Raw genomic sequence first — 16,927 nt, forward strand, 5'->3', positions numbered from 1 at the left:
CTCAGGCGTCGCCCTCTAGTTGTCCAACGTCAAATCTTAGAATAACCGCATCGGCAAGTGTCTGGCTTGGGATGGGCTCACAGATCATCTGCCAGCGCTCAGGAAGGGTTTCAAGCTCTTCCCGCCACGCGCTGCCTTTTGGAAACAAAAGCCGAGTGTCGGCGGTGAAATGCGGCTTGGCATGGTCGATCAGCTTATCCAGCCCACTCAAGGCCCGGGCCGAGACCACGTCTGCGGATTGTTGCGGTATCTCACTGATCCGGCGCGACAAAATGTTGACCTTTACGCCCATGGCGCGCGCGACTTCGCGTAAGAACCCGCATTTGCGTATATCGCTTTCAACAAGTGTAACTGTAAGCGGGCTGTCCCCTTCGGCTCCCATCGCCGCCACGACAAGTCCTGGAAACCCTCCACCGGACCCGAGGTCGAGCCAACGCTTGGCTCCGATAGGAGTTAGCTCGAACAATTGAGCCGAATCCACAAAATGCCGAGCCCAAGCGTCATCCAATGTGGCAGGTGCGACGAGGTTGATCGTCTTTTGCCATTTCAGCAGCAGGTCGTGATAGATTTCCAGCCGGTCGAGTGTTTCACGTGAAACACGCCCCCCAGCCATGCCTTCGCATCCTCAGAATTCACGCGGAGATCCGATCTAGCTGCCGCAGCTTGGTAAGGATCAAGGCCAGCGCGGCAGGCGTCATGCCGTCTATCCGACCCGCCTGTCCAAGCGTTGCCGGTTGAACGCGCGTCAGCTTGGACCGCAATTCGTTGGACAGGCCAATTACCTCTGCATATGGGAAATCATTGGGGATTTGCTTGGCTTCATCCCGATCGAGAGCCTCGGCATCCTTCTGCTGACGCGCCACATAGGTCGCATACGTGGCCTCGATCTTGAGTTGATCCGCAACTTCCGCTTCAAGCGCGTCAAGCTGCGGCTCGATCTTTGCAAGATCCGCCACGTGGAGTTCCGGAAACGCCAGATACTCCATACCCGTACGTCGCTTTCCATCAGCGTTCACGGTGATACCAACTTCCGCCGCTTGTTTCGGTGTGGCCGTCATAGCTTCCAGAATGGTTCGCCCACGATCCAACCGGTCCATTTTTTCGGTAAAGACCCGTTCCCGCGCCTCGTCCACCAACCCGAGCGAAAGCCCAAGCGGCGTCAAGCGCGCATCCGCATTGTCGGCGCGCAGGGACAAGCGATATTCGGCCCGTGACGTGAACATACGATAGGGCTCTGCCACACCCCGAGTGACCAGATCATCGATCATCACACCGATATAGCTCTCGCGTCGGCTGAAGGTGATCGGATCTCGCTCAAGCGTTTTCAGCGCTGCGGAAAGACCCGCGACAAGACCTTGCGCTGCGGCCTCCTCATACCCGGTTGTTCCGTTGATCTGGCCTGCAAGAAACAGCCCCTTCAACGCGCGCAATTCAAGCTGATCGCTCAGGCATGTGGGATCGACATAGTCATATTCGATCGCATATCCAGGCTGTTGGATGTCCGCATTTTCCAGCCCGACGATCGAGTGCACGTAGTCGTGCTGAACATCCTCAGGCAAGGACGTCGAAATCCCGTTGGGATAGACGAGGTCGGAAGTAAGACCCTCAGGCTCAAGGAAAATCTGGTGCGAATCCTTATCGCTGAACCGCACGACTTTGTCTTCGATAGACGGGCAGTAGCGTGGCCCGACCCCTTCAATCATACCGCCATACATAGCGGACCGGCTCAGGTTCGCCTGGATGATGTCATGGGTACGGGTATTCGTATGAGTGATCCCGCACGCCACCTGGCGCGCTTGAACGCTCTTTGTCAGGAACGAGAAGAAGGTCGGGTCTTCATCTGCCTTCTGCTCCTGCAAAATATCCCAGTTGATCGATTGGCTTTTGAGACGAGGCGGCGTTCCCGTTTTCAGCCGCCCAAGGGGCAAATTTAGGCTATCCATACGTTGCGCCAGCTTGACGGATGGGCGGTCACCCATTCTGCCGCCCTCGATCTTCCGATCGCCGATATGGATGACGCCCCGCAGAAACGTCCCCGTTGTCAGCACGACGGCGCGAGCGGAAAGCTCACTTTCATCAGCAAGCACAACACCTGCGACATTGCCTTGGTCTACGATTAAATCCGCAACCTCGGCTTCAATCACGGTCAGACCTTCGGCTTGCGCCACATGATCCTGGATGGCTTTGGCGTAAAGCGCTCGGTCCGATTGCGTCCGCGGGCCTTGAACGGCAGCGCCTTTACGGCGGTTCAGAAGCCGGTACTGGATCCCGGATGCATCGGCCGCACGCCCCATGACGCCACCAAGCGCATCAATCTCGCGCACCAAATGGCCCTTGCCAAGGCCACCAATAGCGGGGTTGCAGGACATAACGCCGAGGTCGCTTTTCCGCAGTGTTACAAGGGCGGTACGGGCACCAATACGACGCGCGGCATCTGCCGCTTCCACGCCAGCATGGCCACCGCCAACTACAACAACATCGAAGTCTGGATGTTTCACGTGAAACACTCCTATTTCCCGATACAGAACCGAGAGAAAATTTCGCCGAGAATATTCTCTACATCCACACGGCCAATGACTGAGTCAAGCGCGCGGAGCCCGTCTTGCACATGCTCGGCTGCAATCTCAACCTCACCGCTGCCGCATAATATGGCTAACGCACCCTCGAATTCGGCTACAGCTCTTTGCATCCCACCGCGTTGACGGGCGGAAATCGCCGTTTTCACCTGAGCAACACGGTCCGCCAGAATAGCCGAGATGTCAGAAATCATCACATCCAGCCCGTCCCCTGTCAGGCCAGAGACACCGCCCGAACCCGTCACATCTGACTTCGCGCCGTACGAAAGGTCCACTTTCCCCTCCAGCGCATCGGGCAACTGAAACCCGTCCGTCACAAGCAAAACCCGCAGATCAGCCGCAAGCGCGCGTTCAACAGCGCGAGTGACGCCGATCTGTTCAACCCTATCCTCGGTGTCGCGCAGGCCAGCCGTATCAAGGAACGTCACAGCCAAGCCATCAATATCAAGACGCGCCTCGATGACATCTCGTGTGGTGCCGGCTATGTCAGAGGTGATGGCAATCTCACGACCGGCCAGCGCGTTGAGCAAGGTGGATTTCCCTGCATTGGGCGCACCAAGAATGGCGACTTCGAACCCATCTCGTACACGTTCCGCCACGTGGGAGCCGGCGATTTCAGAGGTGAGATCCGAAATTATCCCAGTCAGAAGGCTTTCCACCTCTGGCGAGACATCAACGGGAACCTCTTCGTCCGCAAAGTCGATAGTGGCCGTCAACAAAGCTGCTGCACGAATACCACGATCCCGGAGGTCGGCCATCTTTCTGGACAACGCGCCGGAGAAGACACGTTGGGCTTGCTGGCGCTGCGCCTCAGTCTCCGCCTCGACCAGATCACCAAGCCCTTCGACTTGCGCAAGATCGAGGCGGTCGTTCAGGAGCGCACGTTTGGTGAACTCGCCTGCCTCGGCCTCTCGTGCGAGACCGGTGGCAAGAATGGCTTGCTCCACCGCACGGATAACGGCGATGCTGCCATGAAGGTGCAATTCAACGACATCTTCGCCTGTGAAGCTGTTTGGACTAGCGAAAAACAGTACAAGCGCCTGATCTAAAACACTTTTATCGGAATTTCGCACGGTTCGCACCGCATGATCCCCGGCCTTGGGCAACGACCCGCACAAAGCCATACCAATCTGCATGGCTTCCGGCCCGGAGATGCGGATGATGGCGACACCCGCTTTCCCCCGGGCTGTGGCCAGGGCGAAAACGGTGTGCATTGCGCGGCGCCCTTAGGTGTTCATCGAGTCGAAGAACTCGGAATTCGTCTTCGTCTGTTTGAGCTTGGAGATCAGGAACTCGATCGCGTCAGTCGTGCCCATCGGGTTCAGGATGCGGCGCAGAACGAAGGTCTTTGCCAGATCGCCCTTCTCCACCAGCAGATCCTCTTTCCTTGTGCCGGACTTGAGAATGTCCATCGCCGGGAAGACGCGCTTGTCGGCAACCTTGCGGTCGAGCACGATTTCGCTGTTACCGGTGCCCTTGAATTCTTCGAAGATCACTTCGTCCATCCGGCTGCCGGTGTCGATCAACGCGGTGGCGATGATGGTCAGCGAGCCGCCTTCTTCGATATTCCGCGCCGCACCAAAGAAGCGCTTGGGGCGTTGCAGGGCGTTCGCATCCACACCACCGGTCAGGACCTTACCGGAGGATGGCACGACCGTGTTGAACGCACGACCCAGACGGGTGATCGAGTCGAGCAAGATCACAACATCGCGTTTATGTTCGACAAGGCGCTTGGCTTTCTCGATGACCATCTCAGACACGGCCACGTGGCGCGTTGCAGGTTCATCGAAGGTGGAGGACACAACTTCGCCCTTCACCGAGCGTTGCATGTCTGTCACTTCCTCAGGCCGTTCGTCGATCAGAAGGACGATCAGATAGCATTCGGGGTGATTGGTTTCGATCGAATGCGCGATGTTCTGCATCAGGACCGTCTTACCGGTGCGCGGCGGCGCGGTGATCAGCGCACGCTGGCCTTTGCCGATAGGTGCCACGAGGTCGATGATACGAGCAGATCGATCCTTGATGGTCGGATCCTCGATCTCCATCTTCAGACGCTCATCAGGATAGAGCGGCGTCAGGTTGTCGAAAGCCACCTTATGGCGCGCCTTCTCAGGCTCCTGGAAATTGATCTGGGTGCAAGTGACGAGGCAGAAGTAGCGCTCATTCTCTTTTGGGGCGGTGATGACACCTTCAACAGTGTCACCGGTGCGCAGCGAATGCTGGCGGATCATCTCGGGCGAGACGTAGATGTCATCGGGGCCGGGCAGATAATTCGCCTCAGGGCTGCGGAGAAAGCCGAAGCCGTCCTGCAGAACCTCAAGCACGCCATCGCCGGAGATCTCCCAGCCTTCTTCGGCGCGCTCGCGCAGGATCTCGAACATCATGTCGCCTTTGCGCATGGTCGAGGCATTTTCGATCTCAAGCTCTTCTGCCATCGCCAGCAGGTCTTTGGGCGACTTTGCTTTCAGGTCAGCAAGGCTCAGGGATTCAGTTGTCATGGGAATATATCCAAGGGGCGTTATCCTGACGCTGTCAGGGTCGCGAAATTCTGTTCTTGTGAAGCTGCCTCTCCGGACGGAGTGCGAGGTTGGAGGTAAGGACTTCACCTTCTCAAGTCAACTCATGCCGCCAGCTCTTTGTCCCCCAAAATAAAAAGAAAGAAAGAGTCTTTGCTGTTTTTGTTTGTTGTACCGTGGAGTTCCCGGAAAACTCAAATGCTCCCAGTTTATCCCCAAATTTCGGAACAGATGCAAAACTCCAAGATGGTTGTGTTGAGAAGCGATTCAACTAGTTTTATACGATTTAATAACAATGATTTATGTAATTCTCCATCAAAGAAAATCTGTGGATGAAATGGGGAAAATCAGGGAAAATTTGCTTTGCTCGTTTCTCTGCTCCAAAAAGCATTCCCGGGGGAAAAACGTTGAGGGCGATGGCGAAAATCGCGGAACTTCTCGCTTGACGCATCTGCTTGTCGATTCTGTCACAATCCGCCCATACTATCCCGGAAGATGTCCACAGAGTTCCCCAGAAGATGGTTGATCTTATCCTCGCCTCCTCGTCGCCGATCCGGCGCGAGATGTTGGAAAATGCCGGTCTGAGTGTCGATTGTCGGCCCGCCCGCGTGGATGAAGAGGCTATTCGCGAATCGCTTCTGGCAGAAGGTGCCGGGCCGCGCGATGTGGCCGATACACTGGCGGAGTTCAAAGCGCGGCGCGTAGCAGAGAAAGCTGCATCGGATGAGCTCGTGCTTGGTTGCGACCAGGTCCTAGCACTGAAGGGTGAGGTGTTTGGCAAGCCCGCCGATGAAGCGCAAGCCGCCGAACATCTACGCGCCTTGCAGGGAAAGACGCATCATCTGATGTCAGCTGCTGTCCTCTATGAAGATGGCAAACCGGTTTGGCGCTATGTGGGTGTCGTCCGCATGACCATGCATGCTTTATCGGATGCACAGATTGAGGCTTATCTGAAAGATGCCTGGCCAGACGTGTCCTATTGTGTCGGTGCCTACCAGGCGGAGCGTCTTGGGGCCCGTCTGTTCTCGCGGATCGAGGGTGATTGGTTCTCCATTCTGGGTTTGCCATTGCTGGAGGTCCTTTCCCATCTGCGATTGCGCGGTATGTTAGGCACATGACGAAAGAGACGATCCCTCTGGCCGGCGTTATCGGTGATCCGATTGCGCATTCACTGTCCCCGCGCCTGCATGGGCATTGGTTGAAGCGGTATGGACTGAAGGGGCACTACGTTCCCCTGCAGATCAACCATCAGGATCTGCCCGAGGCGTTGGGCGTCCTACCCCGTATGGGATTTGTCGGCGCGAACGTGACGATTCCACACAAGGAATTGGTGCTGTCGCTGGCTGACACTGTGACGGATCGTGCGGCGCTGATCGGGGCGGCCAACACGCTGACCTTCACCGCCGACGGCCGCATTCAGGCAGACAATACGGATGGCATGGGGTTCCTTTCCAACATTCGCCAGACCTTGCCGGGATGGTCTGCCTCCGCGGGACCTGCCCTTGTTCTCGGATCGGGTGGCGCTGCCAAGGCGATCGTCTCAGCCCTGATCTCGGACGGCGCCCCCATCGTCCATGTTGCCAATCGAACGCGGGCCCGGGCCGATGGCTTGCGGGAACAGTTTGGCGCGCGCGTGTCGCCGATAGATTGGACGCAAATCGCGGATCATATGCGAGACGCGGCGTTGATCGTGAATACCACCGCATTGGGTATGGATGGACAAGCGCCACTGACACTGGATTGGTCGCGCCTTTCGCCGCCGACCGTGGTGACAGACATTGTCTATACCCCGCTTGAGACAGATCTTTTGCGCGAAGCGGCAGAGCGTGGCTGCGAAACTGTTGATGGGTTGGGCATGTTGTTGCATCAGGCGGTGCCCGGCTTTGAACGGTGGTTCAGCTACACGCCAATGGTCGATGATGATTTGCGCGCGGCGGTGCTCGGCGGATGACCGTGATCCTGGGCCTGACCGGCTCCATCGGGATGGGCAAAAGCACGACTGCGCAGATGTTTCGGGATCAGGGCATTCCGGTTTGGGATGCGGATGCCACAGTTCACGCGCTGTACGCCCCGACTGGCCCGGCTCCTGCTCTGTTGAATGCCGAATTTCCCGGATCCGTTGGACCGGACGGCCATGTGGATCGCGCATATCTGCGCAAACTGATTGCCGATGATGCAGCGGTACTGGATCGTATCAATGCCGTCATCCACCCGCTTGTGGCCGAGAGTCGGGCTGCGTTCCTGGCAGGCGCAAATGGGCTGGTCGTTCTGGATGTTCCGCTGCTCTTTGAAACAGGGCTGGATGCGCGATGCGACAAGATCGCGGTCGTTTCTGTGGATACTGAGACTCAGCGCGACAGGGTTTTGTCGCGCGCCACGATGACGGAGGCAGACCTTGATGCGATCCTGTCGCGCCAAACACCGGATGCCGAAAAGCGGAAGCGAGCAGACTACATCATAGACACTTCATCGATGGATGTGGCACAAGATGCGGTGTCCAAAATCATTGAAGAGCTGAGCTGAGATGCGCGAGATCGTCCTCGACACCGAAACCACGGGCCTCAACCCCTTCGACAACCCGCGCCACAGGATTGTAGAGATCGGGGCGGTGGAGCTGTTCAATCAGGTGCCAACGGGCAAGACCTATCATCAATACATCAATCCCGAACGCGGCATGCCGAATGAGGCGCTCGAAGTGCACGGCATTGGTGATGATTTCCTGGCCGATAAGCCCCTTTTTGCGGCAATCGCGCAGGAATTCCTCGATTTCGTGGGGGATGCCAAGCTGGTCATCCACAACGCCGAATTCGACATGCGGTTTCTAAATGCTGAGCTTGAATGGGCGAACAAGCCACTTCTGCCCAATGACCAGGCACTTGATACGCTCAAGATCGCGCGCAGCCGGTTTCCGGGATCCCCGGCGTCGCTGGATGCCTTGTGCCGCCGGTTCGGCATCGACAATTCCAACCGTACCTTGCACGGCGCATTGCTCGACTCCGGAGATTTTGGCCGAGGTCTATCTGGAGCTCACAGGCGGCAAGCAGCCCGACTTTGCGCTGTCGCAAACGCAATCCCGCCAGAACGCAGCCGATCAAGGCGAAGATTGGCGGCCGAAGCCCCGACCTACGCCCTTACCCACGCGGCTGACAGAAAACGAAAAGGCCGCACACGCGGCCTTTGTCGAGAAGCTCGGTGAAGACGCGCTTTGGACGCGGTTCCAGTAGATCAGGCCGTGCCCTGCGGCTCACCTGCAGCCTGCTGCGCCTGACGCTGCTGCAACTGCTGACGATAGAGCGCCACAAAGTCGATCTGGTCGAGGTTCAGCGGCGGATAGCCACCGTCACGCGTCACATCCGAGATGATGCGGCGCACAAACGGGAACAGCATCCGGGGGCATTCGATCATCAGAAAAGGATGCAGCTGCTGTTCGGCGATGTTTTCGATGGAGAAGACGCCACCATATTCCAGCTCGATCAGGAAAACCGACTTCGGCTCATCTTCCTTGGTCTTCGATCTCGACCTTCATCTTCATGATGACGTCGTATTGGTTTTCAGTCGTCCGCTTGCGCGCATCCAAAGCGACCTGCACCTGAATGTCAGGCTGGCCTTGTGCGACGACGGCGTTTTGAACGGCGGCATTCTCGAACGACAGGTCACGGATGAACTGGCCGAGGATTTGCATTTTTGGAAGCTGGGCGGCGGGCTGTGCCGCGCCGTTTTCGGTCTCACCGTTGGCCGAAGCGTCGGACATGGATCATTCTCCTGAAATCAAAGTTGCAGGCGACATAACAGGCCCGCGCTTTGGCCTCAATGGCGAGTCCAGCCTGAAGGTCCACGGGGCCGATCCTCATCTTCTGCACTGTACGTGCCTTCGATGATCGTCTCATCCTGCGGCTGCCATCCGCGATCTGTGCGGACGGTCTGCACATTCACGCGCTTTTTCATCTCTCGCAGTACGGTAGTTCCGCACACCTGGAATAAGCAGGGCAAACCCAACGGCATCGGTAAAGAACCCCGGCGTCAGCAACAGCGCGCCGGAAAACAGGATCATCGCGCCATGGGCCAGCGGTTCGGTCGGGTCACGCAGATCATCGAACGACGTTCGAAGTTGCGCCATCGCTTGCGCGCCCTGGCTCTTCACCAGCATGGTCCCCGCAATCGCCGTCAGCACCACAATCGCCAATGTGGGCCAAAGTCCCAGCCATCCGCCAACCTGAATAAATAAAGCGATTTCGATCAACGGGACCGCAATGAACAACAAAAGCAGGCGCATGGGCGCGTTTCCTCTGACAAATGGCCTTATGCCGCAGATGGGCTGTCATGGACTTGACCCCACCCCTGCCTTACATATGTGGCTGCTACACCGGTTTTGAACCCATTCCCCCGCCGAGGTGCCATGAACTCGTCTCTTTTGTCCCTGCTGGTCCTGGCCGGCGTCGCGATTTTCCTGATCTTGCGCCTGCGCTCCGTCCTTGGATCGCGTGAGGGGTTTGAGCGCCCCCCGGCCCGCCCTGATGGCGCAAGCGCCAGCCGCCGCCGTGATTTCGAAGTGATTGACGGTGGCCCGGATGAGGACATCACCGATCACGTCGAAGACGGCTCCGACAGCGCCAAGGCGCTGGCCGCCATGAAGATGGCCGAGCCGGGCTTTAACGTCGGCGAGTTTCTGGGCGGTGCACGCCAAGCCTACGAGATGATTCTGATGTCGTTCGAGCGCGGTGATGTGGACGGGCTGAAGCCGTTCCTGGCCGATGACGTGATGGAAACCTTCGAGACGGTCATCAACCAGCGTAACGAACAGGGCCTGACCATCGAGGCGGAGTTTGTGGGCGTGCGCGAGATTGCCTTGCAGAATGCCACGTTCGACCGTGGCACGGGCGAGGCTGAAATTACCGTGCGGTTCGTGGGTGAATTGACCAGCGTTGTGCGCAACTCCGATGGTGAAATCATCGAAGGCGACGCGTCCGAGATCAAGCGCCAGCGCGATGTCTGGACCTTTGCCCGCACGATGGGCGCGGATGATCCGAACTGGGCCCTGGTGGCAACCGACGGATGAACGATGGGGCTGCGCGCGGTTGCGATTGCCTTGGCGCTTACCGCCACAGCGGCCATGGCAGATGAGCCCGTGCAACTTCTGACGTTCGACGATCTGGATGGCTGGGCCGAGGATGATCATTCCGCGGCCCTTTCCGTTTTCCGCAACACCTGCATGGATCTGGACGGCTCGGATTGGGAGGCTTTGTGTGCAGTGGCTGAAACGGCACCCGATGCGCGCACTTTCTTTGAATTGTTCTTCCGTCCTGTCCTGATTGGTGGCGAGGATCCAGCGTTGTTCACCGGCTACTACGAGCCGGAACTGGATGGATCGCGGACGCGGACGTCGCGCTATCGCTACCCGGTTTACCGTCTACCGCCCGAGGTGAACGGCCAATGGTTATCCCGTCGCGAAATTGAGGAAAGCCGCGTTCTGGAAGGCCGCGGGCTTGAGATTGCGTGGGTCGATGACCCGGTGGAGCTGTTCTTTCTACAAATCCAGGGCTCAGGTCGGATCCGACTGGCCGAGGGCGGGTTCCTTCGCGTCGGCTACGGCGGGCGGAACGGGCATGAATATCGTTCCGTCGGGCAAGAACTTGTTCGGCGTGGCGTGTATCAGCCCCATCAGGTCAGCGCGCAGGTGATCCAAGCGTGGGTGCGGCGGAACCCTGTGGCCGGGCAAACTCTGTTGCACCACAACCCGAGCTACGTGTTCTTCCGTGAAGTCGACATTGACGACCCAAACCTTGGGCCGCTCGGCGCAATGAACCGCAATATCACCCCGCATCGCACGATTGCGGTGGACCCAGATCATACACCACTGGGCGCGCCGGTCTGGATCGAGAAGGACGGCGACGGCCCGATCCGCCGTTTGATGATCGCGCAGGATACGGGTGGTGCCATTCAAGGGCCGCAACGGGCCGACATTTTCTTTGGGTTCGGAGATGAGGCCGGCGACGCCGCCGGGGTAATCCGCGACCCCGGCCGTATGATGGTGCTGCTTCCAATCGAGCGTGCCCACCAGTTGATCCCGGACGCGTGAGATATGGCGCGGCGCGGCAAACGTGGCCTGTCCGAAGAGGATAAGGCGCTGTGGGACAGAGTCGCCGCAACCGCCACGCCGATGGATCGGACCGGCGCGCCTCAGATCACCCCCGAAGCGCCCAAGCCGAAACCACCGATCCGACGTGAGGCTACGACGGCAGATCGTCTTCCCGCGTTCAGGATTGGGGAAAAGGCCTCCTTTTCTGCCAATCCGGTGAACCATGCGCCGACGCTCTCCAGCCGACTGGCACAAGCCCCGGTTCGGATGGATCACGGGACCCACAAGCGCATGGTGCGCGGCAAGCTGAAGCCCGAAGACCGGATCGACCTGCACGGCATGGTCTTGGCTGAGGCGCACCCTGCCCTGATCTCCTTCATCAGCAGCGCGTATGAACGGAACTTGCGACTGGTCTTGGTGATCACCGGCAAGGGCAAGGATCGTGACAGTGGCGGACCAATCCCGATCCGCCGCGGGGTGTTGAAGCATCAGGTGCCAAGCTGGCTGCAATCGCCGCCCCTGGGTTTGATGATCCTCGATATCCGCGAAGCACACCAGAAGCATGGCGGCGGTGGGGCGTATTACGTCTACCTGAAACGTCGCCGCTAATTCGCGTTGATTGGACTCAGCATGATCTGGGTCGCATTCTGAATCGTCAGAATCGTTCCCGGCAAAAGCCCCGCTCTTTGTGTCGTGCTTTGCTCGAACGAATTGTTTACCCCGGCCGCATCGTTGAGGATTTGCACCACAGCCGGCGAGCTTGCGCCAGAGAAATGGTTGAACGTGTCCCGCACCCCGCCGCGGAAAGCGGAGACGTCGATGATCGTGATCTCATAATCGCCAAGCGCGTCTGGGATAGACAGGTTCCCGACCCGTTCAGCCTGCCCCGTGATCCGGGCCGACAAGCGCAACGCCTGATCCCGCTGCGAGGTGAAAATCACAAAGGGTTGCGGCAGCTCTCCGATCCGGTCGGCCTGCGCGCGGAAGACATCCACGTCGATGTCAGGCGAAAACAGGATCACGCCGTTGATCCGGGCCAGGACATCTGTGCGCCCCCCGATCCGAAGCTGGCGCAAAACCTCCATCACCACGGTCGACCCAAGCGAATGCGCGGTCAGCACCACGTTCAGGCCAGCGGCCTGAATTTCAGCGATCAACTGCTCCAACCCATCGCGGGCAAACAGGCTCGAATCCCGATCATAGGCATAGCCAAGCGGGTTTCCGGCACTGGGCCAGGCATAGTGCACGGCAACGCCCGGAATCTGGAAATCGTACCGGATCTGAGCCGTGCGGTAGAGGCCGGTGCCGATAGTGCTGGCAAAGCCGTGGATGAAGATCATCGCCTCGTTCACACCCGTCCGACGCGCCTCGGCGCGCAAAGCTGCGCGAAAGGTGTCCCGGCTGCCCAGATGATTGCCGCTACTGGCCACGAATTCCGTTTGAAGGTCCGGACCACGCCGTCGACCGGGTCGAGCGGGCTGAACGGCGCCGGTCTCGCGTTCCGGCGGGATTTCAACCGTGAATTCAGTGAACGACAGCGTCTCTTGCCGCGCGGCCTGAAAGGCGCCATCGGCAAAGACGCGGTTCGTCGCGACAAAGACGGTTTCCGCAGTCCCGATCGTGGCGGCTTCGGGTACGATCATCAGATCAGGCACGCCGCCACACGCCGCAAGGGGCAGGGCAGCTGCTCCGCAGAGAAGGGAGCGGCGAGTGATCGAAGCGCGTGTCATGCCACCCTCATATCAGCCTTTGCCTAAAGAACGTAACGGCTGAGATCCGTACTACGCGTCAATTCGCCGAGGTTCTCCTCAACGAAAGCGGCATCAACAGTCACGGACTGCCCCGATTGATCAGGCGCATTGAAGCTGAGTTCTTCAAAGACCCGCTCCAACACCGTGTAGAGCCGCCGCGCGCCGATATTCTCGACGCTTTCGTTCACATCTGCCGCGATCTTGGCCAGTGCTGCGATGCCTTCCTCGGTGAAGGTCACTTCGACCTCTTCCGTCGCCATCAGCGCGGTATATTGCCGGGTCAGCGCATTGTCGGTTTCCGTCAGGATGCGCACGAAATCATCTTCTGTCAGCGCCCGCAGGTTCACGCGGATCGGCAGGCGGCCCTGAAGCTCTGGCAGAAGATCGCTCGGTTTTGCGATGTGAAATGCGCCTGAGGCAATGAAAAGGATATGGTCCGTTTTCACCGGGCCGTGTTTCGTTGAAACCGTGGTCCCCTCGATCAACGGCAGCAAATCCCGCTGCACCCCTTCGCGGGAGACATCGGCACCACGCGCGTCGGACCGCGCGCAGACCTTGTCGATCTCGTCGATAAAGACGATCCCGTTCTGCTCCACCGCGCGCATGGCTTCCTTCGTGACCATTTCGGGGTCCAGCAGCTTATCCGCTTCCTCATCAATCAGGATGTCGTAGCTGGCGGCCACAGTAAGCCGCCGCTTCACCTTGCGCCCGCCCATGCCCTTGAACAGGTCGCCCAGGTTCATCATGCCGCCCATCTGGCCCATGCCGGGCTGGCCGGGAATCTCGAACCCGCCAAGCGGGTTGGAATTGTCCGTCACCTCAAGCTCGATGATCGTATCGTCCAGCTCACCGGAACGCAGCTTTTTGCGGAACATCTCCCGCGTCTGATCACGCGCGCCGTCACCGGCCAACGCCTCAATCACGCGTTCCTCAGCCGCGTCATGGGCCTTGGCCTTCACTTCTTCCCGCATATTCTCGCGGATCATCACTTGGGCTGCATCCACCAGATCGCGCACGATCTGTTCCACGTCGCGCCCGACATAACCGACCTCTGTGAACTTGGTCGCTTCGACCTTGATGAAGGGCGCACGGGCCAGCTTGGCCAGACGCCGCGAAATCTCGGTCTTGCCGACACCCGTCGGCCCGATCATCAGGATATTCTTCGGGTAGACCTCATCCCGCAGATCATCGCCCAATTGCTTGCGCCGCCAGCGGTTGCGCAACGCCACGGCGACAGCGCGCTTTGCGTCCTTCTGGCCGATGATAAATCGGTCCAGTTCCGAGACGATTTCGCGGGGAGTCAGGTCACTCATTTCAGAGCCTCATTCACTTGGCTGTCCAACATCATGTCGGCGAACCATTCAGGGTAGCGTTTTGGGGGCGGAGCCGCGGCGTCGATCAAAGCCATCTCGTCCGCGGTCAGGACGACAGAGCCCGATTTCAGGCTCTTCTCCAGCTGATCCGTTGAGGATGCGCCGACCAGAACGGTGTGCGTCGGGTTTCGGTTCACGATCCAAGCAAGGGCCGTTTGCGCCAAAGTCAGGTCCATGCGCTTGGCCTATAGCCCCCAACGCATCCAAGACGGCCCGCGCCTGCGGTTTCGGGATTTCAAAGAAATCGTGGGTGCCGATGCGCCCGTCGCCATCTTCCAACCGGTCCAGATCGTATTTCCCGGTCAACAGGCCGCCCGGCCGAGCGGCGACCAGGCCATCAGCGACAGGCCGAGCTTGTCGGCCATCCGCAGCACGTCCATCTCGATATCGCGCTGCGCGGCGGAGTAGAGGTACTGCCCCGCGATGAACGGCGCGAGGCCATGATCCCGCTGAAACTGCACCGCCTGCGCCACTTCCCAAGCGGGCCAGTTGGAACAGCCGATATAGCGCACCTTGCCCGATTTCACGATGTCGTCCAGCGCGCGCAGCGTCTCTTCCAGCGGCGTGAAGACGTCCGTCTTATGCACCACGAGCAGGTCGACATAGTCCGTGCCAAGCCGTTTCAGGCACCCGTCGATGGACTTCATCAGATGCCGCCGCGACAGACCTGCATCGGTCATCGCCTCGCCCTGCCGGAAGCCAATCTTGGTGCAGATCACCGCATGCTCCCGCTTGCCTTTCAGCGTTACTCCCAGGGCGACCTCCGCATCGCCTTGCGAATAGCCATCGGCGCTGTCGAAGAAATTCACCCCATGATCCAGCGCGCAATCGACCATGCGCGTGGCTTCCTCCTGCCCGACGCTGGCGATGCCGGGAATGAACTCCCCACCAAGGTTGAAGGTCATCGTCCCCAGCGCCATGCGCGAAACGATCAGGCCGGAATTGCCGAGCCGTGTGAAGGTCATGTCGGTCATGTTGCCTCTCTCACTGCCCATGGGGGCAATCTGTTTTTGCCGGGGAATGCGGGAAGTTTCCGCATGATCGCGCCGCGCATCGCCTCCCATTGTGCGCCCAAGACAACCAGCCCGATGCCAAGCAGCAGGATCACAAGGAACGCGCCTTCGCCCTCAACGACTGAGATTGACAGGGCCACCACATAGCCGACGCCTGATACGAGGAACGACCGGCGATCGATCACCACCGCGAACAGCGCCATCGCCGCCACGAACAAAACCAGTGCCACCTTCGCGCCTGCATCGGGGTTCTGAAACAGCGTCAACGCCACGGTGTTCACGATGGCCGGGGCCGCAATCACGTGCAGCCAGAAGCCTGACGCTGCCCGCCGCGTCACACGGTGCGGGTCGGACATGTCGAAGATCATCGCGATACCAAGGCCGATCAGGCCCAGGACGATTGTCAGGATTGCGAAGGGCCCATCGGCGGACAGAAGGAAGATATCCTGCGCGTTGTCCGGAAAGGTACCGCCCATGGTGACAAACCCAAAAGTAGTCAGCACCACAGACGCCGCAATCAGCGCGACCGTGAACGGAACACGAAAGATCAGGTAGTGCAGGCACAGGAAGAAAAAGGCGACTCCGGCGCTCATCGTGAGGCTGGGTTCCAGCGAAAGGTCAAGCATCGCGGCGGCGTAGAAGCCGAATTGTAGGGCCGAAACCGCAAACATGATCGCAAGCGCGATCGATGGGGCCACCATACGACGTTTGAGCGTGAAGTAGCGCGACAACCCCCCAAAGGAGAGCATGGCCACTGCCGACAAGGCCATGCCCAGAATCCACCCTTGTGTTGCGCTGAAAATGGTCAGCCCAGTCACGCCAAGCCACCCGGCGAACAGGATAGACAGGCCCACGACGATGAAGATCTCGTTGAACCCTTTGAACAGCTCGAACGGTTCATCCAGGCCGGTGCGCCGCGCGCGCACGCCTTCGCGTTCCTCGGCCAGATTGATCAGCGACGCGGCCTGCGCCTCCGACATCAGGCCGGCCCCAACCGCGGCCCGCAGATCATCGCGGGTGATCTGGCTCATGCCTCGATCACCTCTACGGTGAGGTTGCCGTTGGTGTAGACGCAAATATCGGCGGCAATCGCCATCGCTTCCCGGGCAATGGTCTCGGCATCCTTGTCCGTGTCCAGCATCCCACGCGCCGCAGCCAGTGCAAAGTTCCCGCCGGAGCCGATCGCGGCAATGCCGTGTTCCGGCTCCAACACGTCGCCCGCACCGGTAATGATGTAAAGCTCCGACCCATCGGTCACGATCAGCATCGCTTCCAGCTTTTGCAGGTACTTGTCTGTACGCCAATCCTTGGCGAGCTCCACGCTCGCGCGTTGTAGCTGCCCCGGCGTCGCTTCCAGCTTCGTCTCCAGCCGCTCAAGCAACGTGAACGCATCCGCCGTCGACCCGGCAAACCCACAGACCACATCATGCCCGCCGGGCTTCAGCCGCCGCACCTTCCGCGCGCTGCCCTTGATGACGGTCTGCCCAAGGCTAACCTGCCCGTCACCCGCCACAACAACCTTGCCGCCCTTGCGCACGCCGATGATCGTGGTGCCATGCCAACCGGGGAAGTCTTCTTTCGCCATATCGGCCTCCATTCGCTTGTGGCCTTATATGGACAGC

General features: G+C 59.3%; 14 protein-coding genes and 4 pseudogenes. 7 read left to right on the top strand and 11 right to left on the bottom strand.

The window, feature by feature from the left end; all coding sequences use genetic code 11:
- Window position 1: 1 nt before the first annotated feature.
- The 4 genes from rsmG to rho are packed head-to-tail and all read right to left on the bottom strand — an operon-like array spanning window position 2 to window position 5,074.
- Window positions 2-613, bottom strand: a complete 612-nt coding sequence (gene rsmG, locus ACZ1HK_RS13475; RefSeq protein ID WP_472629131.1) for a 16S rRNA (guanine(527)-N(7))-methyltransferase RsmG — start codon at window positions 611-613, stop codon at window positions 2-4.
- Window positions 614-632: 19 nt separating this feature from the next.
- The gene (gene mnmG / locus ACZ1HK_RS13480; RefSeq protein ID WP_472629132.1) at window positions 633-2,507 is read right to left on the bottom strand and encodes a tRNA uridine-5-carboxymethylaminomethyl(34) synthesis enzyme MnmG; all 1,875 of its coding nucleotides are present in this window, start codon (window positions 2,505-2,507) and stop codon (window positions 633-635) included.
- A gap of 2 nt (window positions 2,508-2,509) precedes the next feature.
- A complete protein-coding gene (mnmE, locus tag ACZ1HK_RS13485) occupies window positions 2,510-3,790 on the bottom strand; it encodes a tRNA uridine-5-carboxymethylaminomethyl(34) synthesis GTPase MnmE (protein ID WP_472629133.1) in 1,281 nt (426 codons plus the stop codon).
- 12 nt (window positions 3,791-3,802) lie between these two features.
- Window positions 3,803-5,074, bottom strand: a complete 1,272-nt coding sequence (gene rho / locus ACZ1HK_RS13490) for a transcription termination factor Rho (protein WP_472629134.1) — start codon at window positions 5,072-5,074, stop codon at window positions 3,803-3,805.
- A 536-nt stretch (window positions 5,075-5,610) separates the two neighbouring features.
- On the opposite strand from rho, the gene ACZ1HK_RS13495 reads away from it, so the two are divergent.
- The 4 genes and pseudogenes from ACZ1HK_RS13495 to dnaQ all read left to right on the top strand — a co-directional run bounded on the left by ACZ1HK_RS13495 (window position 5,611) and on the right by dnaQ (window position 8,316).
- Window positions 5,611-6,210, top strand: coding sequence for a Maf family protein (locus ACZ1HK_RS13495; protein ID WP_472629135.1), 600 nt, complete (start codon window positions 5,611-5,613; stop codon window positions 6,208-6,210).
- Window positions 6,207-7,043 carry a shikimate dehydrogenase gene (locus ACZ1HK_RS13500; RefSeq protein WP_472629136.1) on the top strand — a complete coding sequence of 279 codons (837 nt, stop codon included), beginning with the start codon at window positions 6,207-6,209 and terminating at the stop codon, window positions 7,041-7,043. The genes ACZ1HK_RS13495 and ACZ1HK_RS13500 overlap by 4 nt, the downstream gene beginning before the upstream one ends.
- Window positions 7,040-7,615 carry a dephospho-CoA kinase gene (coaE, locus tag ACZ1HK_RS13505; RefSeq protein WP_472629137.1) on the top strand — a complete coding sequence of 192 codons (576 nt, stop codon included), beginning with the start codon at window positions 7,040-7,042 and terminating at the stop codon, window positions 7,613-7,615. Before ACZ1HK_RS13500 ends, coaE begins: the two co-directional genes overlap by 4 nt.
- A gap of 1 nt (window position 7,616) precedes the next feature.
- Window positions 7,617-8,316, top strand: a pseudogene (gene dnaQ, locus ACZ1HK_RS13510) (DNA polymerase III subunit epsilon).
- 1 nt (window position 8,317) lies between these two features.
- Here dnaQ and secB read toward each other — a convergent pair.
- Both secB and ACZ1HK_RS13520 read right to left on the bottom strand, forming a co-directional pair.
- Window positions 8,318-8,843, bottom strand: a pseudogene (gene secB / locus ACZ1HK_RS13515) (protein-export chaperone SecB).
- Window positions 8,844-8,899: 56 nt separating this feature from the next.
- A pseudogene (locus tag ACZ1HK_RS13520) lies at window positions 8,900-9,365 on the bottom strand (FxsA family protein).
- Window positions 9,366-9,488: 123 nt separating this feature from the next.
- On the opposite strand from ACZ1HK_RS13520, the gene ACZ1HK_RS13525 reads away from it, so the two are divergent.
- The 3 genes from ACZ1HK_RS13525 to ACZ1HK_RS13535 are packed head-to-tail and all read left to right on the top strand — an operon-like array spanning window position 9,489 to window position 11,777.
- Window positions 9,489-10,148: a Tim44/TimA family putative adaptor protein gene (locus tag ACZ1HK_RS13525; RefSeq protein WP_472629138.1), complete on the top strand. Its 660-nt coding sequence runs from the start codon at window positions 9,489-9,491 to the stop codon at window positions 10,146-10,148.
- Window positions 10,149-10,151: 3 nt separating this feature from the next.
- Window positions 10,152-11,168 carry a murein transglycosylase A gene (gene mltA / locus ACZ1HK_RS13530; protein WP_472629139.1) on the top strand — a complete coding sequence of 339 codons (1,017 nt, stop codon included), beginning with the start codon at window positions 10,152-10,154 and terminating at the stop codon, window positions 11,166-11,168.
- A 3-nt stretch (window positions 11,169-11,171) separates the two neighbouring features.
- Complete coding sequence (locus ACZ1HK_RS13535; protein ID WP_472629140.1) at window positions 11,172-11,777, top strand: Smr/MutS family protein; 606 nt, start codon at window positions 11,172-11,174, stop codon at window positions 11,775-11,777.
- Here ACZ1HK_RS13535 and ACZ1HK_RS13540 read toward each other — a convergent pair.
- From ACZ1HK_RS13540 to hslV, 5 genes and pseudogenes are all read right to left on the bottom strand, one after another.
- On the bottom strand, window positions 11,774-12,898 hold the full coding sequence (locus ACZ1HK_RS13540) for an alpha/beta hydrolase (RefSeq protein WP_472629141.1): 1,125 nt from the start codon (window positions 12,896-12,898) through the stop codon (window positions 11,774-11,776). The two genes, ACZ1HK_RS13535 and ACZ1HK_RS13540, sit on opposite strands and share 4 nt — an antisense overlap.
- Window positions 12,899-12,921: 23 nt before the next feature.
- Entirely contained in the window at window positions 12,922-14,232 is a 1,311-nt protein-coding gene (gene hslU, locus ACZ1HK_RS13545; protein ID WP_472629142.1) for an ATP-dependent protease ATPase subunit HslU, read from the bottom strand.
- Window positions 14,229-15,356, bottom strand: a pseudogene (locus ACZ1HK_RS13550) (aldo/keto reductase). Before ACZ1HK_RS13550 ends, hslU begins: the two are co-directional and overlap by 4 nt.
- The gene (locus ACZ1HK_RS13555) at window positions 15,263-16,336 is read right to left on the bottom strand and encodes a hypothetical protein (protein ID WP_472629143.1); all 1,074 of its coding nucleotides are present in this window, start codon (window positions 16,334-16,336) and stop codon (window positions 15,263-15,265) included. The pseudogene ACZ1HK_RS13550 and the gene ACZ1HK_RS13555 overlap by 94 nt, the downstream one beginning before the upstream one ends.
- Window positions 16,333-16,890: an ATP-dependent protease subunit HslV gene (gene hslV, locus ACZ1HK_RS13560; RefSeq protein ID WP_472629144.1), complete on the bottom strand. Its 558-nt coding sequence runs from the start codon at window positions 16,888-16,890 to the stop codon at window positions 16,333-16,335. The genes ACZ1HK_RS13555 and hslV overlap by 4 nt, the downstream gene beginning before the upstream one ends.
- Between the last annotated feature and the right edge of the window lie 37 nt (window positions 16,891-16,927).

It is taken from the genome of Gymnodinialimonas sp. JB5-7 (genome assembly GCF_055693405.1).